The sequence below is a fragment of the Kurthia massiliensis genome (genome assembly GCF_000285555.1).
Lineage (GTDB): Bacteria > Bacillota > Bacilli > Bacillales_A > Planococcaceae > Kurthia > Kurthia massiliensis.
The window spans coordinates 260,354-276,565 of the sequence record NZ_HE610998.1; the positions used below are offsets into that span (position 1 = coordinate 260,354).

The 16,212-nt window shown below is 39.0% G+C and carries 19 protein-coding genes; 14 read left to right on the forward strand and 5 right to left on the reverse strand.

The annotated features are described in order from the left end of the window. Positions 1–7 precede the first annotated feature (7 nt). On the forward strand, positions 8–457 hold the full coding sequence (locus KMHG_RS17600) for a hypothetical protein (RefSeq protein WP_010288846.1): 450 nt from the start codon (positions 8–10) through the stop codon (positions 455–457). A gap of 215 nt (positions 458–672) precedes the next feature. Here the strand turns inward: KMHG_RS17600 and KMHG_RS08995 are convergent, their stop codons facing one another. Beyond that, positions 673–1,197 carry a hypothetical protein gene (locus tag KMHG_RS08995; protein ID WP_010288854.1) on the reverse strand — a complete coding sequence of 175 codons (525 nt, stop codon included), beginning with the start codon at positions 1,195–1,197 and terminating at the stop codon, positions 673–675. Between the two features lie 339 nt (positions 1,198–1,536). Further along, positions 1,537–1,725, reverse strand: a complete 189-nt coding sequence (locus tag KMHG_RS09000) for a hypothetical protein (RefSeq protein WP_026022053.1) — start codon at positions 1,723–1,725, stop codon at positions 1,537–1,539. Positions 1,726–1,945: 220 nt separating this feature from the next. On the opposite strand from KMHG_RS09000, the gene KMHG_RS09005 reads away from it, so the two are divergent. Further along, positions 1,946–2,305: a hypothetical protein gene (locus KMHG_RS09005; RefSeq protein ID WP_154647368.1), complete on the forward strand. Its 360-nt coding sequence runs from the start codon at positions 1,946–1,948 to the stop codon at positions 2,303–2,305. A 7-nt stretch (positions 2,306–2,312) separates the two neighbouring features. Here the strand turns inward: KMHG_RS09005 and KMHG_RS09010 are convergent, their stop codons facing one another. Next, positions 2,313–2,528 carry a helix-turn-helix domain-containing protein gene (locus tag KMHG_RS09010; RefSeq protein ID WP_010288864.1) on the reverse strand — a complete coding sequence of 72 codons (216 nt, stop codon included), beginning with the start codon at positions 2,526–2,528 and terminating at the stop codon, positions 2,313–2,315. 47 nt (positions 2,529–2,575) lie between these two features. On the opposite strand from KMHG_RS09010, the gene KMHG_RS09015 reads away from it, so the two are divergent. Together KMHG_RS09015 and KMHG_RS09020 are read left to right on the forward strand one after the other, a co-directional pair. Next, a complete protein-coding gene (locus tag KMHG_RS09015) occupies positions 2,576–2,854 on the forward strand; it encodes a DUF3784 domain-containing protein (RefSeq protein WP_010288865.1) in 279 nt (92 codons plus the stop codon). Between the two features lie 40 nt (positions 2,855–2,894). Beyond that, the gene (locus tag KMHG_RS09020) at positions 2,895–3,179 is read left to right on the forward strand and encodes a hypothetical protein (RefSeq protein ID WP_010288866.1); all 285 of its coding nucleotides are present in this window, start codon (positions 2,895–2,897) and stop codon (positions 3,177–3,179) included. A gap of 115 nt (positions 3,180–3,294) precedes the next feature. Here KMHG_RS09020 and KMHG_RS09025 read toward each other — a convergent pair whose 3' ends face one another. After that, positions 3,295–4,185, reverse strand: coding sequence for a LysR family transcriptional regulator (locus KMHG_RS09025; RefSeq protein WP_010288868.1), 891 nt, complete (start codon positions 4,183–4,185; stop codon positions 3,295–3,297). Positions 4,186–4,306: 121 nt separating this feature from the next. Between KMHG_RS09025 and KMHG_RS09030 the strand changes: the two genes are divergently transcribed. The 9 genes from KMHG_RS09030 (at position 4,307) to KMHG_RS09070 (ending at position 14,750) form a co-directional block, all read left to right on the forward strand. Continuing rightward, positions 4,307–5,206, forward strand: a complete 900-nt coding sequence (locus KMHG_RS09030) for a DMT family transporter (RefSeq protein ID WP_010288870.1) — start codon at positions 4,307–4,309, stop codon at positions 5,204–5,206. 95 nt (positions 5,207–5,301) lie between these two features. Beyond that, on the forward strand, positions 5,302–6,654 hold the full coding sequence (locus KMHG_RS18380) for a GGDEF domain-containing protein (protein ID WP_010288872.1): 1,353 nt from the start codon (positions 5,302–5,304) through the stop codon (positions 6,652–6,654). 4 nt (positions 6,655–6,658) lie between these two features. Further along, positions 6,659–8,056: a GGDEF domain-containing protein gene (locus tag KMHG_RS18385; protein WP_010288875.1), complete on the forward strand. Its 1,398-nt coding sequence runs from the start codon at positions 6,659–6,661 to the stop codon at positions 8,054–8,056. A gap of 243 nt (positions 8,057–8,299) precedes the next feature. Then, a complete protein-coding gene (locus KMHG_RS09045) occupies positions 8,300–9,358 on the forward strand; it encodes an LLM class flavin-dependent oxidoreductase (protein ID WP_010288876.1) in 1,059 nt (352 codons plus the stop codon). Between the two features lie 43 nt (positions 9,359–9,401). After that, positions 9,402–10,547: an iron-containing alcohol dehydrogenase family protein gene (locus KMHG_RS09050; RefSeq protein ID WP_010288877.1), complete on the forward strand. Its 1,146-nt coding sequence runs from the start codon at positions 9,402–9,404 to the stop codon at positions 10,545–10,547. Between the two features lie 242 nt (positions 10,548–10,789). After that, the gene (gene sigB, locus KMHG_RS09055; RefSeq protein WP_010288878.1) at positions 10,790–11,545 is read left to right on the forward strand and encodes an RNA polymerase sigma factor SigB; all 756 of its coding nucleotides are present in this window, start codon (positions 10,790–10,792) and stop codon (positions 11,543–11,545) included. A gap of 81 nt (positions 11,546–11,626) precedes the next feature. Further along, a complete protein-coding gene (locus KMHG_RS09060; RefSeq protein ID WP_010288880.1) occupies positions 11,627–12,346 on the forward strand; it encodes a TspO-related membrane protein in 720 nt (239 codons plus the stop codon). 48 nt (positions 12,347–12,394) lie between these two features. Continuing rightward, a complete protein-coding gene (locus tag KMHG_RS19075; protein WP_010288882.1) occupies positions 12,395–13,741 on the forward strand; it encodes an AAA family ATPase in 1,347 nt (448 codons plus the stop codon). Beyond that, a complete protein-coding gene (locus KMHG_RS09070) occupies positions 13,728–14,750 on the forward strand; it encodes a 5-methylcytosine restriction system specificity protein McrC (protein ID WP_010288884.1) in 1,023 nt (340 codons plus the stop codon). The genes KMHG_RS19075 and KMHG_RS09070 overlap by 14 nt, the downstream gene beginning before the upstream one ends. Positions 14,751–14,768: 18 nt before the next feature. On the opposite strand, the gene KMHG_RS09075 is transcribed toward KMHG_RS09070, so the two are convergent. Next, on the reverse strand, positions 14,769–15,584 hold the full coding sequence (locus tag KMHG_RS09075; protein WP_010288886.1) for a YitT family protein: 816 nt from the start codon (positions 15,582–15,584) through the stop codon (positions 14,769–14,771). A gap of 236 nt (positions 15,585–15,820) precedes the next feature. Here KMHG_RS09075 and KMHG_RS09080 point away from each other — a divergent pair, with 236 nt between their 5' ends. Further along, entirely contained in the window at positions 15,821–16,207 is a 387-nt protein-coding gene (locus KMHG_RS09080) for a hypothetical protein (protein ID WP_010288887.1), read from the forward strand. Positions 16,208–16,212 lie beyond the last annotated feature (5 nt).

Genomic DNA, 16,212 nt, shown 5'->3' on the forward strand with positions numbered 1-16,212 from the left:
GGAGTGTATGTTAGAACTAGAAGTACATAACAATCCGACAGGTGAAGCGTACGCACAATTGATTGATTTAGCATTTCAAAAAAGCGCACGATTTCATTTAGTCGTTCGTGACGAATTAAATTTATCGGATCGTGCAAAGCAAGTGTTAGCAGATTTAGAACCGTCATTAATGCGTAAAGTAGCATCATCTGAATGGGCAAGTACCGTCTTAAATGAAGGCACAGCAGACGTGTATTATTACGTCGCAGATGACCATGCGCATGACGTATTGAAAGAAGCAGCAACTGCGCTATATGATTGGCAACAACCTGCATTACCAGAAGACTTAGCTTTCTTTAAAGAACGTGGCGAAGCGTGGTTAGCAACGAGTAGCCATGACGCGCATTGTCATTTAACGATTACACCAGATGAACTACAACAGTTTGCGGAACACATTCCGACGTTAACATTTGATTAAACAAAAGTTAATAAGTAAAAATTACATTCGCTAACAGATAAAAAGAGGCTGGGACAAAACATTTCATTTTCCTTTTTTAACGTTCGCAACAAAAAACCGGAACCGCGCCACAGCGCGATTCCGGTTTTTCTTATGCTCATTTGAGATGATGTTTTTACACTTATGTCCCAGCCTCTTTTGATTAACTAAGGCTTTGGCCTAGTTTTTTAAATCGATTATTCTGCTGTTAATGCTGCAACTTCATCTAGCTGTTCTTGTAACATGTCGCGTAAGTCTTCATCTGTTGTAATCGCAATTTGTGCGTTTATAAAATCAGATAACGCTTGTTTCATCGTATCGAAAAAATCAGCTTTTGATATCGCTAACGTTTGTTTTGATGAAGGTTCTGTTACCATAATCAATTGGTCGTTTGCTAAGTGGTTTGTTAATGTGTAAGCAGTAACGCCTGGCATTTCAGGATCTTCAACGATTGCAGAGCCTTCAATTAAATATTGTTCTAATGCGCTTTTATGTGCGTCCCAAACATTTTCAAGTGAAGAAAATAATTTTTGGAATAAAATCGCGCCATTATACTCTAGGCTCATAAAACCGTTTAAAGGTGCTAGTAAACCATCCGCATCTACGTGCTTTTTTAATTCTTCTGTATTTGTAAAATCAAAGAAATGTGTATACAATTCTTTATCGCTAATCGCGTTTCCTTTTGGCCAGAAATCCACGGTTGCGTAAATAGAAATGTTCATATATATCCTCCTGTAAGGTACGTTATTTTATTATTATAACTTTAATTATAAGCAAAGGCAAAAAAACAGCGGCGTATCAACGTTTATAGACGATGTTTTCCAGGGAATTTACAAATGAAGTATACATCTTTTCAGTGAGCGTTAAAAATGCAAAGTAGGTGAAAAATTTTTGTGAACATATTGGAAAATCGCGCTTTTTTCCTCGAAATAAAAGGGTACATCTCTTTTTTGTATATGTAATAAATGGTAAATTAAAATTATAGATGTGTATCATTTGCAAAATATTTATATCTTTATACACAAACCTAAAAAAACGTTACGAATAGATTCATCGTAACGTTAAAAAATATGACTAATCGCTTTGAAGATCCAGCTAAACCATGTGATGAGGCCTCCTAAGAAAAAGGCGCTGCAAATAAATGCAGCAAGCGTCCATAAAATGGAGCGTTCTTCAAAAGCAGCATATATGGTGAATGCGGCGATCGCGAATAAAAAGCACAGTTGAAAGCCACTTGTAATGTAAAACACGTAGATTCTCCTCATATTAAAAAAGTGTATTTTTAATACATAACATCAGAATTATACTATATTTATGAAAATATGATAATATCTTTTGAAAATGAAACAATTTTTGCAAAAATGATGTAATACAGATAATTAAATGCTGAAAATAGAAAAATACGTCATGATGAGCGTAAATATTTAATAATGAGGAAGATATCGTGGCCTAAAAATTGATGAGGTAATCATGATGTTTTCAAATGTTCAACAATTCCAAACACTATTTGCTACAACACCCCAACTGACGAAAAAAGGAAATGCTTTCGTTTATCAATTTAAACGTGGGGAAGAATTATATGCTTTTACGCTTTCTTCAAGTGAAAAAATGATTAATATTCGCGTTGAAAAAGATACGCGTACAATTGGCTTATTCGAATTTCAACATATTCATCACGTCGATATTGTTGAAAATGGGGCAAATGAAAAAAGACTTCAACTCGTCGTCCAACATGAACAAAAAATTCAAGTTGTTGACATTCAGTTAAAGCCGTATTTTAGTATTGCATTAAAAGAAACGGATAGTATGCCTGTCGGTGTATCGTCGTAACAAGCGTTTACTGTTCGTCATCTTCAATATAAGATAATAAATCACCAGGTTGGCAATTGAGTGCTTTACAAATTGCCTCTAATGTAGAAAAACGAATCGCTTTTGATTTTCCCGTTTTTAAGTGAGACAAATTCACATTGGAAATTCCTACTTTTTCCGATAGCTCATTTAATTTCATATCATGATCTACGAGTAATCGTTCTAAATGAATGACGATGGCCATTTCAACACGTCCTTTGTCGATAAATTTTATATACATGAGGTGAATGTATGACAGTCGAATTAATGATCATGGGTGTAATATTGCTAATATGTGGCTATTTGATCGGTGTTAAAAAAATGTGGCAACTGTTAGCTGGCGTCATTATTCATCGGGCAAAAGAGCCTGAAAAAGCTGCTACGTTAATTAGCACGATGATGTTAGCAGTTGCCGTTGTACTCATTACAACGGGTGTGCTCGGTGTGCAGCCAGTTGAAAATGTCATGATCCCATGCGTCTTCATACTACTGTTAACTGTATTATATATCAATACGAAAATGGTGCGTTAATCATAACGGTAGCGGGTAAAGACTGCTAGGGGGTGACGCAGTGGCGTACGGTTTATATGTTTATACATTGAGCGTCCTCGGGCTCGTCTTTGCCTTTTCAAATATGTATGTTATGTCGAAGTTAGCGAGTGGTCAAATGATTGTCACGACAGTGCTAACGCTTTGTACATTTGCCGCATTGATCGGTGCTTGTTTCCTCATTCTTTATTTTCGCATCAAACGTCTCACAACAACGGGTGAAACGGTCGGTTACTTAATACTTGTACTCGTAACAGGTATGATTTCAGCTGCGATGACGTTATTTGCGCAAATGAATAGCATGTGATTCGCGAAATATACATTGCAAGCGGTCGCATGTTCACGTATAATGAAAGAAATTCTATAAAATGTTCTTAATATACCAGACATTTCAGAGGAGGCTATTATTAGTCTCCTCTTTTTTAATGCGCTTCTTTTTGCGTTGTTCGTTCGACGTAGGCTGTTAAATAATCGATGAGCTTTTTCGTCGCAGGTGCAAGCGTGCTAAATGACTGTGCAGCAATCCCGATCGTACGATATTCTTCAGGTTGTAAATGAACGATGCGGATATTGTCGGGAACGCGATAAACAGCCAATTCTGAAAGAACGCTAATGCCGATATCGTGAGACACCATTGAAAAAATCGCTTGGTCATCAAACAGTTCAAATCGAACGTTTAAATCGATATGATGTGCTTTTAAAATACGTTTTAAATCGTTATCACTGCCTTTTTTCGCGCGGATAAATGGATATTGTTCCATCGCTTTCCAATGAACGTTGTCGAGCTGTGCGAGTGGGTGATGTTGTTCTACGAGACAAACCATTCGATCTTTCTTCAACGGTTTCACTTCAAATTGATACGACGTCGGTAGCGATACGAAACCGAAATCGACGTAACCACTGGCAATCCATGACTCAATATCATCGTAATCGCCTTCAAAAAGTTGAATGTCGATGTGCGGATATTGAGACTTAAAATGTTGCAAGATTTCTGGGAGCCATTGCGCTGAGACGCTCGAGAACGTCCCGATACGCACTTCTCCGACGACTAAACCATTTAGTTGGGCAATTTCTTGTTGCATTTCTTTTTCGATTTTTAACATCGCATTCATATAACTTAAAACGCGCTCGCCGTTCGTCGTTAAATGAATGCCAGAGCGGCCGCGCGTTAGTAATGAAAAACCATATTCGCGCTCTAAACTGGCAATGGCATGACTGACGGCTGACTGGGTTAAACCGAGTTTTTCACTCGCTTTTGCGAAACTGCCAAGTGCAACAATTGTGCTAAATATTTCGAATTTTGCTAAAGACATAACGATTTCTCCTTAGTTGCATTTTTTTCATGTAAACGTTTAAAAACATTCAATTTTCTAAAGTGAATATAGCTATTATAATGGGACTTAAGTTATTTTGGAAGGCTTGGTGAGAGACTTTATGAGTAAGACAAAAGGGGGAACGTGGCGCGGCGATATCATTATGCTTGTCGTGACACTATTTTGGGGAGCATCTTATTTATTCATTAAACTAGGGCTTGATGATATTGAAGCATACAATTTAATTGCGTTACGTTTTGGGATTGCATTTATACTAGCAGGACTGATTTTTTACAAACGAATGTTGAAAACGACGTGGCTCATGCTGAAACATGGTGCGATACTCGGGGTATTGTTATTTGCAGCTTTAGCGGTTGTGACGGTAGGCATTCAATCAACGTCTGCTTCAAACGCAGGATTTTTATTTAGTTTAGCAGTTGTGTTCGTCCCATTATTGCTCGCGGTATTGTACAAACAAAAATTAGCACGAAACGTGACGATCGGTGTTGCGCTGTCATTTATCGGAATTTGCTGTATGACGATGACGCACGGTTTTGAAATTCAACGCGGTGATTTGCTTATTATGATTGGCGCGTTATTATATGCAATTTATATTTTAGTAACAGATCGTGTTGCGACGCAGACAGATGCGCTCACACTCGGTATTTGGCAGCTCGGTTATACTGCTGTATTTGCAATCGTTTGCTCGTATATATTAGAAACACCACATTTACCGCATACACCAACAGCGTGGTGGTCGGTACTTGCGCTCGGCATTTTATGTAGTGCTTGTGGGTTTATCGGACAAACAGTGGCACAACAATATACGACACCGACGCGTACAGGGCTTATTTTTTCATTAGAACCTGTATTCACGATTATTTTTACATTTATTTTCTTCCATGAAGTATTAACGCTGCAAGGTTACGTTGGTGCGTGCTTTATGTTAGCAGGAGTCGTCATATCGAAATTAGATATTCGATTATTGAAGACGGTGTCACAAATCGAACATACTTCATAACGAGAAACTCGTCCTATAGGGCGGGTTTTTTGTTTGATAATCGTCTTTTTTGGTAAAATATTATTATAGTAAAAAATAAAGGAAGGAACGTTACGATGACTTATACGTCGCATTATACACAAGCCGTTCAACTATTTGAACGTGGAGAATTTGAAGCAAGCCTCCATGAATTTCGAGATTTATTACATAAGTCTCGTCATTTAACGACCGCGCAACATTTTGATTTGTTAAATTATATGACAAATTGTCAAGTGAACTTAGGATTATTCGACGCTGCTTATGAACATTTAGAACTGCTCAACCAATTAGCGCAACAATTACAAACGCCAGAAGCATTGTATTATACTGCGATGAAGCGGGCGATTGTCGCAGCTCGTAACGATGGTACAGACGTCGACACGTTGTTTGCACACGTTTTCCAATATGCTAAGCAAACCGGTAAGCTCTCTCATCTTTGCGATACGACCGGTAATTACTTATATTATTTATTAAGTAAAAAGCGTTATGAAGCGGCGTTAGACGTCGTCAATGCATACATGCCACCATTTGATGACATTTTGAACGAAGCGCCTGTATCGATGCGCACGCTATTCCCAAGCGCGGCAGAAACGTACTTCTTCTGTGGTCAATATGAGCAATTAAAAGTGATCGTCGCATTTTTTAAACAGCATATGCATGCGCCAGTCGTGCAGTCGTTTCATGAAATTTATTATGAGATGAACCGTTATGTCGCACTCGTGTCAGAAAATGAACCGTTGTTTTTAGAGATGATTGACGCAGAATTGCAAGTACGTACGCAACGAGATGAACATCGTCAAATGATTCAATTGCTTCAAAAACAGATCGCGTACGCACAAGCAGCAAATCGTACCCAACTTGGCATCGAATTGGCCGAACGTTTGTTGGAAGTGTATCAAACACAAGGGATTTTAACACAAAAAGAAAAACTGTCGAAAGAAACGCGTGGCTACGTCAATTTGAAAAAAGCAGCAATTCATGATCAGTTAACAGGATTGTACAATCGACGTTATTTATATGATTATCAAATGCCTACGCAATTAAGCGTCGCTTTCTTTGATATCGATCGTTTCAAACAAATTAATGATACATACGGTCATAAAGCTGGGGATGCGGTGTTACAAAAAATCGGCCACATTTTACAAGCATTTTGCCCAAACTACGTTAAAGCAGTACGTTATGGCGGAGATGAATTTAACTTATTATTAGAAACCGAGCCGCAACAAGCAGAACTGTTTATTGATCAGTTATTTACATCGATGAAAACGTTATATATCGATACAGGTAAAGGGGGCTTAACCGTTCACTTGTCGATGGGTTACGCTGTGAAAAATGATGAAGATACGCTCGATACGTTGTTAAAACGTGCGGATAAAGCATTATATATGGCGAAGCGTAACGGCCGAAATCAATTAGTGAAAAGTAGGTGATGAGATGAATGAAATCATTCGAAAATATTATGAAATCGATGGTTGTGTGGAAAGTATGGATTTATGGTTAGAGCAACGAGACTATTATATGAATCACGCGAGTACACTTTCAGGAGAGGAACAGCTATTGTTATTGATTGCTTTAAATAGCACCGCTGTTGATATTGGCCGAGGGTACTTAGCGTTAGAATATATGGATTTGTTCGATCAACTTGAACCATTCGTCGAGACGTTAGCTGTTCGGTTACGCGTGCAAATGTTAAAATCCGCAACGAGCTTTTATTACGGTGCGCCAGAAGTGAAAAAGCTTGAAAACAATCGCTATTTTGAGATTTTACAACATTTTGAAACGTCTGACCCACGTAGATTTACGCATTATTCCAATTGGGTGTATGAGCGAACGGTTTATTATCGTGATTTTGGTTGGGCATTAGACGAAGTACACGAAGCTTTGTTAGCAGTGCTCGATATTCCATTTATCGAATCGTATTTGAAGCAAGGTTTTAACTCATATCGCTTTTTAGTCACGAATTTTTGTCGACTATTTTTAGATGTTGGGGACCGAGCACAATTAGCGATTTGGGCAAATATTTTCCGCAAGCATGTTCATGCATATAAAGAAAAATCAGCCGTTTACAATTTGGCGGCGATTGCGAGTTATGAGGCATTGGCAGATAAACGCTTTGAGGAATATAAAGCTTTTACACGTCAACGCTTTGCTGAACTGAAAGCAGAAGGCATGACGGATACGCTAAAAATGGTATATAAAGAAGCATTGTCAGATGCGAAGCGCGTTGGGTTAGATGACTTTACGTTCGAAATTTTATTGCGCCAAATTAAAGATATCGAAGAAGGTATTTGGCAAACGAGCGAAGAAAAATATGCTGCTTATTTAGTTCAACAAGAAATTGAAAACTGGCAAACGATGGCGTATATCGATTCATTAACAGGCGTTTACAATCGCCGCTATTATGAAGAAGCAAATAAAACATCAATCGTTGCATGCGCCATTTTAGACATTGATCGTATGAAAAAAATGAATGATACATATGGTCATGCGTGTGGCGATGCCGCGATTATGCTGTTAGCGAAGTCATTGCAATCATCCTCTACAGAAGGGGTAACGATTGTACGATACGGCGGAGATGAGTTTATGATTTTATTAGATAATACGATTACAGACATCGCTACGCAAATGAAAAAGATGTACGCGTCGATTCATCAAATGTTTATGAGCTATGATGACCATCCTATTACATTTACGACTTCGATGGGCCTTGCAATTCGTCATGATGAAACGTTTGAGCAATTGTTTGAACGGGCCGATCAAGCATTATACGTCGCAAAAGCACAAGGGCGTCATCAATTGTATATCGCAGAAAATAAACTAACATTCGGTTAATAGATGACAACACTTATAAAATAAAAATAAGACTATTCTGAAAATATTTATTATTCCTACTTGACTAATAGGTATTGAATGTTTTATCGTAGACTACATAAGAAATATGTAGTGACTGGATAACCAGAGCTCTTGATGACACGTAATGTCATGAAGGGCTCTTTTTGTTTATAAACGAAAAGAGCTCCGCAATATCACATACAAAACGAGACACATATGCCGATTTCATAGGAGGAATTATAGATGACAAACGTACATTTTTATTGGTTCGCCCCAACGAGTGGCGACGGAGAACATTTAGGTACAGCAAAACCAGAGCGTGAGGCAAATTTAGAAAACATTACGAAAGTGGCACAGGCGGCAGAAGATGCAGGGTTTGAAGGGATTTTAATTCCAACAGGTGTTCCGTATTTAGATTCATGGTTAGTTGGTTCAGCAATCGTTCACCATACGAAAAAAATCCGCCCACTTGTCGCATTCCGTCCGGGCTTTATCGCACCGACTGTGGCGTCAAAAATTGCGACGACATTAGATCAATTTTCGAACGGTCGCTTACTTGTGAATGTCGTGACAGGCGGTTCGCAAACAGAACTTGCACAAGACGGTGATTACACGGCGCATGATGAACGCTATGAACGTACAGGAGAATTTTTAGACGTCATTAAAAAAACGTGGGAACAAGATAGTGTCACACATAAAGGGAAGTTTTTCGAAACGACGAATGCCAAATTATTCCCACCGGTTAAACAAGAAGCGGGTATTCCGATTTACTTCGGTGGTTCATCTGACATTGCGAAAGATATCGCCGCCGAACATGCGGACGTGTTTTTACAATGGGGAGAACCTGTTGCGCAAATTAAAGCGCAAATTGAAGATGTGAAAGCACGTGCTACACAACGCGGCCGTACATTAGAATATGGCATTCGTTTGCACATCGTCGTACGTGAAACAGAAGAGGAAGCATGGGAAGCGGCGCACAACATTATTAGTAAAATCGATCAAAACGTGCAACAGTCGATTCAATCGTTAAAAGAGGGTAGCGATTCTACTGCACAGCAACGTATGACAGACATTGCTTCGACGACAGATCGTTTTGATAAATATAGCTGGACTGGTATCGGAAAAGTACGTAAAGGTGCAGGTACAGCGATCGTTGGCACGCCAGCGCAAGTGAAAGAAGCGCTACAAGACTATGTAGATGTTGGTATTACGCATTTTGTATTATCAGGTTTCCCACATGCAGAAGAAGCAACGCGCTTCGGTGAACTGGTAATGCCACAATTTAACGAAGTACACGTGTAACGTATGCTACAATGCGTATGATAACTACTAGAGGTGAACAACAATGACAACATTTACATTTCATCAATCGGTACCCGTCGTTTTTGGAGAAGGTGTATTAACGCAATTACCGACGATGATTCAATCATTTAACGGCAAAAAAGGATTAATCATTTCAACAAAATCAATGATCCAACATGGTATCGTTGCTACACTACAACAACAAAACCCGACGTTAATAGACGTCTTTTACGATATTCAACCGAATCCAACGGTCGACAACACACAACATTGTGTTGACATGTTGCGTTCAGGTAATTATGATTTTGCGGTAGCGCTTGGTGGCGGTAGTGTGTTAGATGCGGCAAAGGTAGCTGTACTTTTAGCGCCAACAAAGATTCAAGTACAACAATATTTTGATGGCACAGCACTACCGACAGCAAAAGGATTACCGATTATCGCGATTCCGACGACGGCTGGTACGGCAAGTGAAATTACGAAAGTGTCGGTATTAACGGATACCGTATCTGGTCGCAAAGCGCCGCTGAATAGCCCGCTATTGTATGCAACGACTGCATTAGTAGATCCGGTATTAACGTTAAGTTGTACGAAAAATGTCACGGCGACGAGTGGCATTGATGTGCTAGCACATGCATTAGAAGCACTTTACAGTAAACATCATCAACCATTTACGGATTTATTTGCATTACATGCCGCAAAATTAGTGTTTACGTATTTAACGAAAGCTTATGATGAACCAGACAATTTAGCGGTGCGTACGAAAATGGCGGAAGCGTCTGTATCTGCGGGTATGGCGTTTAATTTAACGGGCACAGCAGCGGCGCATGCGTGTTCGTATCCATTAACAGAGCAGTTAAACGTCCCACACGGTGAAGCATGTGCGTTCACATTGCCGAAGTTTTGGGTGTATAATGCCACGCACAGCGAAGATACAGAACGTTTACACGATATTTCACGTCAACTAGGCTTTGAAGATGCTGCCCATGTAGCAGAGGCAATTGAGCAATTAAAACGACATCTCGGATTACGTCATACATGGGAAGAAATTGGTGTGGAGACTGACGAACAATTACAGGCAATTGTCGATGAAAGCTTTACCGGCAATATGCAAAATAATCCTGTCGACTTCACGAAAGCGTCTTTACGTGCTTTTTATGAAACGATTTCGAGATCAACACAATCTATTTAGTAGGCAACACGCTTTTTCATACAGAAAAGGCGTGTTTTTGGCCGTGCGTTCTTTTTTATGTATGGACGGACTGCTGATTAGAAAGAAGGACCAACATACATATACTATGAATTGGAACTATTACCCTATTTTAGGTAAATAAAGATTTCTTTTTACACCGAATGGGTAGAAATTTAGAAGAGTGTCAATTGTGATTGCGATTAATTGGGGTTATGGAAAACTAACAAAGTAGGTGTATATCGATGACAACAAAGTATGCATCAAAGACGCAAGTACAACAATGGATTCAGCAATGTCAATGTAATCGCGATGAACATGCCCAAACAGAGCTCGTATTAAATTATAAGCATTTAATTTATTCGATCACAAACAAGTATGCGAACAATTACACGCATCAAGAGGACTTATTTCAAGTAGGCGTGATAGGGCTTTTAAAAGCGATTCAACGATTTGATATCTCGATTCAGCAAAGCTTTGAAGCATTTGCGATTCCGACGATTTTAGGGGAAATTAAACGCTATATTCGCGATACGACATGGGATGTACACGTACCGAGAAGGGTGAAGGAATTAGGGCCACGTATTAAACGCGTCGTCAATGAATTAACGACAGAATTGCAACGGTCGCCGACGATTCCAGAAATTGCGGCGCGCGTAGATTTTAGCGTAGAAGAAGTGTTAGAAACAATGGAAATGATGACGAGTTATAATACGTTATCGTTAGACGTGCCGATGGAAGCTGAGCACGAAGAAAAAGAACGAACATTTTTAGATATGATTGGTGATGTCGACCAACGTTTTGAACAAGTTGAGCAATTAATGGCTGTAAAATCTTGTATTCACGTCTTAGATGAACGCGAACGAGACGTCATTGAATTTACGTTTTTGTTGAATATGACACAAATTGAAATTGGCGCACAGCTAGGAATTTCTCAAATGCACGTATCACGTATCAAGCGCACGGCAATTGATAAATTAAAGACAGCTGTATTTGCATAGTGAGCGTAGAGGTATCGTGGCGAGATACCTCTTTTATTTTTTTGTATAACAGGGTAAGAACTTTAAAAGGAGGAGATTGATATGAATAAATATGTATGGATGACTGTAACATTTATCATCATGATTGTTACAAATGCATTGGCCAATATTTTACCGATTAATGGGCAACGTACAGGTGAAATTTCAAATTCATTGAACGTTTTATTTACACCAGCAGGATATGTTTTTTCGATTTGGGGGCTCATATACGCGCTCGTTCTTATTTGGCTTGTGATGCAATGGATTCGTAAAGATACGACGAAAACACAAGCAGTTCTATTTTCGGCATCATCTATTTTGAATGCGTTATGGCTTTTAACATACCATTACGAGTTTTTCTGGACATCAACAGTCGTTATGGTGTTGTTGCTACTCACATTGATTGCACTTTATTTAACGTATCCGAAAGGGAACTGGCACGTAGCAGAGCGTTTACCGTTCTCTGTTTATTTAAGTTGGATTGCGGTTGCCACAATTGCCAACTTTAGTTTTACGATGAAAAACGATGGCATTTCACTCGGTATTTCAGAAGTATACGGCACGATTTTATTAATGGTTGTTGCGACGTTTATCGCGCTCGGTGCCCGCTTCATTTCACGCGATATTTTCTTCCCACTTGTCGTTGTCTGGGCATTCACAGGTATTATCGTATCGAACAGTTCACAAGCGATTATTGTCGCCACGACAATTCTCATCATCATTATCGTCGTAGCGATTATTATCGGCTTTTTAAAACGTCGAAATGTCCGCGGTGTGCTGTAATATTTGATGGTACAATAGCAGTATTAAGATTTAAAGGAGATTTGCAATATGGCGTTAGTCGTTCGTTTTGATTTTGATGAAAATCCGCTTGCTTACATGCATTTTGAGCACAACAATGAAGATGGTTCTTTTGATAAATATTGGTTTACCGATGAAGGAGATCAACTCCCGATCGTGAAACAGTTTTTAGAAGAACAATTAGCAGCGGACAACGTATATGCGCTCTACTGGTATGACGGAGCGCCACGTATACTTTCGCGCATTCAACGTGTCGCAACGAAAGAAGACTTAGCAGCAATTAATGCATCGCGCGATGAAAAAATTGTTTTAACGGCGACGCAGCAGCGACCACTCATTTGGTTTGAACACCATTTCACTGTTGTGCATACAGCGATTGAACAATTTTTAACGCCGATAGATGCACCAGAAACATTAGATTGCTATACGTTTAACGATATTGAATACACACAATTTTTGACGTCAAATGATATTGCCTATACACCATTTCAAGCTCAGTTAATGGTTGATCGTCCGCAAATCATTGAGCAATTGTTTATCGATGAAGATATGCTGACAGAAATGGAAGATGCATTAGCATATAAAAAGAATATCGTTATCGAAGGACCACCGGGCGTCGGTAAAAGCTTTATCGCGCGAAAACTCGCCTATTTACAAATGGATTATATCGAACCTGAATTTATTGAAACGGTACAATTTCATCAGTCGTATAGTTACGACGATTTTATACAAGGATACCGTCCAGATCCAAATGGAGGGTTCCGTCTACAGAACGGCCGTTTTTATCAATTTTGTAAACGGGCGCAAGCAGACCCGACACATCACTATTATTTCATCATTGATGAAATGAACCGCGGCAATGTAAGTAAAATTTTCGGAGAGTTGTTAACGTTGTTAGAAGCGGATAAGCGTGGCGTTGACTTTGCGATGCCATTAGCGTATGATCCGACGACGCGATTTTATATTCCAGACAATGTATACGTGATTGGATTAATGAATACGGCGGATCGTTCACTCGCATTTGTCGATTATGCATTGCGCCGACGATTTGCGTTTGTCTCTCTGAAACCGATGTTTAATGACAAGTTCCGTCAACATTTGTTAGATGCAGAAGTACCTGTATTGCTCGTCGATTTTATGATTGAGAAAATGACGACATTAAATGCAGTGATCGCGGAAGATCCAAACTTAGGTACCGGCTTTTTAATCGGCCATAGTTATTTTACGCAGCCGATAGGGGATCCGGTGAAGTGGTATACGCGCGTAATTCAGTTTGAAATTGCCCCGCTATTGAAAGAATATTGGTACGATGAGCCAATGCTCGCTGAAACTGAAATCTCAAAGCTCATGTATGAGGTGTCGCATGATTCCGATTGAAAACATTTATTATATGTTGAGCTATAGTGTCGGGGTGTTACCACCGATTGGGGAGAAACGAGTCCATTTATCGGGGCGTACGACGTTAGTTGAATGGTTTGCTAGAGCGTTAGCGCGTGCGTTAAAACCGATTACGAAACGAGGACTTTATAAAACGTACGTATCGAATGTCGAAGCAACGTCGATGCCGCATGGACGCATTCAGATGAAAGAAACGATGCGTTACGCAGGGAAACCAACTGTCGTTAGCGCATATGATGAATTTTCGATTGATCAATTGTATAACCAAATTATTCGATATACCTTGCATCGGCTCATTCAAGATGCGACGTTATCGCCTGATACGGTACAACGGCTAAAAGGGTATATGCGTTATTTTCGTCAAGTACAACGAATTGACGTGACGCCACAGCATTTTCAACAGCTACATTTTCATAAATACAATGAACGCTATCGCACAGCGCTATCGATTTGTCAGCTCATTTGTACGTACGCGATGATCGATGAACGTAGTGGAAAATTGCAATTTATCGATTTTGAGCGCACGCAAATGCACGCACTATTTGAAAGTTTTGTCCGAAATTTTTATAAACTTCATTTAAAACGTTATCACGTTTCTCGCGAGTATATTCGTTGGAATGTAAAAGAAGTATACGAAGGTAATGCATCGCTAATGCCGAAGATGTATACGGATATGTCAATTACGAACGATGACATGAAAATGATTATCGATACGAAATATTATGAGCAGACGTTTCAACAAAACTTTTCTGTAGATAAAATTCGTTCGCCGCATTTGTATCAATTGTATAGTTATTTATCAAATGCGCAAAAACGTCCGATCATGTGTGGTATGCTGTTGTATCCACAAGTGACAGAACCGTTAACGCTTAAGCTTCAAATAGACGATTATGATATAACGATTGCGACGGTTGATTTAGCTGCGCATTGGACATCAATTGAAAACCGATTACTCACGTTATTTCACGAAAAAATGGACCGTGCATAAGCACGATCCATTTTTTGATTAGTGAATATCTTTTTTTGTAAAATTCCCGCCTTTAACTTCGGCTGTATCGTACACAGTTACGAATGCTTTCGGGTCAATTTCAAAAATAATTGTTTTAATTTTTGTATCTTCTAAACGGTTAATGACACAAGTGACTTCACGGAATTTTTCGTTTGAATAACCACCGTATACGTCTGCAAGTGTTGCACTACGACCGAGACGATCACGAATCGTTTCAACGAGCGTTTCCGGATCTTTCGTAATAATTTTGTACGTTTTAGAACCGCTTAAACCTTCTTCAACGATATGAATCACTTTCGAAGCGATGAAGTATGCTAAACCAGAAAGGATCGCACCTTCTAAACCGAATACTGTCGATACGAGAATGAAGACGAACATATTTAAAAATAAAATTAAGTCACTCGTACCGAATGGTAATTTACGCGCTAACAATACAGCTAGCATATCGATACCGTCTAACGCACCACCGTTACGAAGGGCAAGACCCATACCAAAACCTAAAATAATACCACCGACTACTGTAATAAGTAGTGTATCACCTTCGATAATTGTATGTACATGGTGTAGAGTCATTGTACCAATTGCTAAAGCAGCGATACCGAGAATAGAATAGATGGCGAAACTTTTACCAATTTGTTTATAACCGAGCCAAATGAACGGAATGTTAATAATGGCGATTAACACACCAAGTGGTAAACCAAATAGTTGTGAGATGACGATGCTAATGCCGGTAACGCCACCATCGGATACGTTATTCGGAATTAAAATCGCTTCTAAGCCGTATGCTGCAATTAACGCACCGAGCACGACCATAAAGCCGTTAAAAAGTGGTCGGAATTTTTTTTCTTTTTTTCTGACATAAGTTCTCCTTTTTCGATATATTTTCTTATTCCTATTTTATAAAAAAAAGTGTACAAATGTATAATTAAAAGGTTTAATTTGCATGAATTTTTTTCATATAATGAAAATTATACTATATGTGTATAAAAATAAAAAAATAGTTACTTAAATTACATGTGATAAATAAAAAACTGAAAGTGGTGTTCAATGTGGCACATATTAAAATGTATGAAGTAAATTGTTGTTATGACGCGCAACCGACTTATCAAAAAATATTGATAATAAACCGAGGTGATACGGAAGCGTTACGTGGAGAAATTTGTCGCGTATTAAAAGCCAATCGTTATGCAGTTATTTATTATAGTGAAGAAATCGTTATTTTAGTAGACGAAGTCGCTGCATATCGAAAATGTTTGCCAATATGGTCCATTACATTGACGAATGGTGCGCAGATGGACATTCCAGGGAAAATGTTGTTTGTACGAACATGGCCGACGGAAAAAGGGATGAAACTACAACATATTCGCGCGGAAGATATTTTTCATATACGCTGTTTTGCGAATATTAAACATATCGGTTGGACCGATGAGTTATAAAAAAA

Bases quoted from the DNA above. Each gene is read 5' to 3' on its own strand.
- KMHG_RS17600 (WP_010288846.1), top strand. From the start codon at position 8: ATGTTAGAACTAGAAGTACATAACAATCCGACAGGTGAAGCGTACGCA.
- KMHG_RS08995 (WP_010288854.1), bottom strand. From the start codon at position 1,197: ATGAACATTTCTATTTACGCAACCGTGGATTTCTGGCCAAAAGGAAAC.
- KMHG_RS09005 (WP_154647368.1), top strand. From the start codon at position 1,946: ATGATGTTTTCAAATGTTCAACAATTCCAAACACTATTTGCTACAACA.
- KMHG_RS09010 (WP_010288864.1), bottom strand. From the start codon at position 2,528: ATGGCCATCGTCATTCATTTAGAACGATTACTCGTAGATCATGATATG.
- KMHG_RS09015 (WP_010288865.1), top strand. From the start codon at position 2,576: ATGACAGTCGAATTAATGATCATGGGTGTAATATTGCTAATATGTGGC.
- KMHG_RS09025 (WP_010288868.1), bottom strand. From the start codon at position 4,185: ATGTCTTTAGCAAAATTCGAAATATTTAGCACAATTGTTGCACTTGGC.
- KMHG_RS09030 (WP_010288870.1), top strand. From the start codon at position 4,307: ATGAGTAAGACAAAAGGGGGAACGTGGCGCGGCGATATCATTATGCTT.
- KMHG_RS18380 (WP_010288872.1), top strand. From the start codon at position 5,302: ATGACTTATACGTCGCATTATACACAAGCCGTTCAACTATTTGAACGT.
- KMHG_RS18385 (WP_010288875.1), top strand. From the start codon at position 6,659: ATGAATGAAATCATTCGAAAATATTATGAAATCGATGGTTGTGTGGAA.
- KMHG_RS09045 (WP_010288876.1), top strand. From the start codon at position 8,300: ATGACAAACGTACATTTTTATTGGTTCGCCCCAACGAGTGGCGACGGA.
- KMHG_RS09050 (WP_010288877.1), top strand. From the start codon at position 9,402: ATGACAACATTTACATTTCATCAATCGGTACCCGTCGTTTTTGGAGAA.
- sigB (WP_010288878.1), top strand. From the start codon at position 10,790: ATGACAACAAAGTATGCATCAAAGACGCAAGTACAACAATGGATTCAG.
- KMHG_RS09060 (WP_010288880.1), top strand. From the start codon at position 11,627: ATGAATAAATATGTATGGATGACTGTAACATTTATCATCATGATTGTT.
- KMHG_RS19075 (WP_010288882.1), top strand. From the start codon at position 12,395: ATGGCGTTAGTCGTTCGTTTTGATTTTGATGAAAATCCGCTTGCTTAC.
- KMHG_RS09070 (WP_010288884.1), top strand. From the start codon at position 13,728: ATGATTCCGATTGAAAACATTTATTATATGTTGAGCTATAGTGTCGGG.
- KMHG_RS09075 (WP_010288886.1), bottom strand. From the start codon at position 15,584: ATGGTCGTGCTCGGTGCGTTAATTGCAGCATACGGCTTAGAAGCGATT.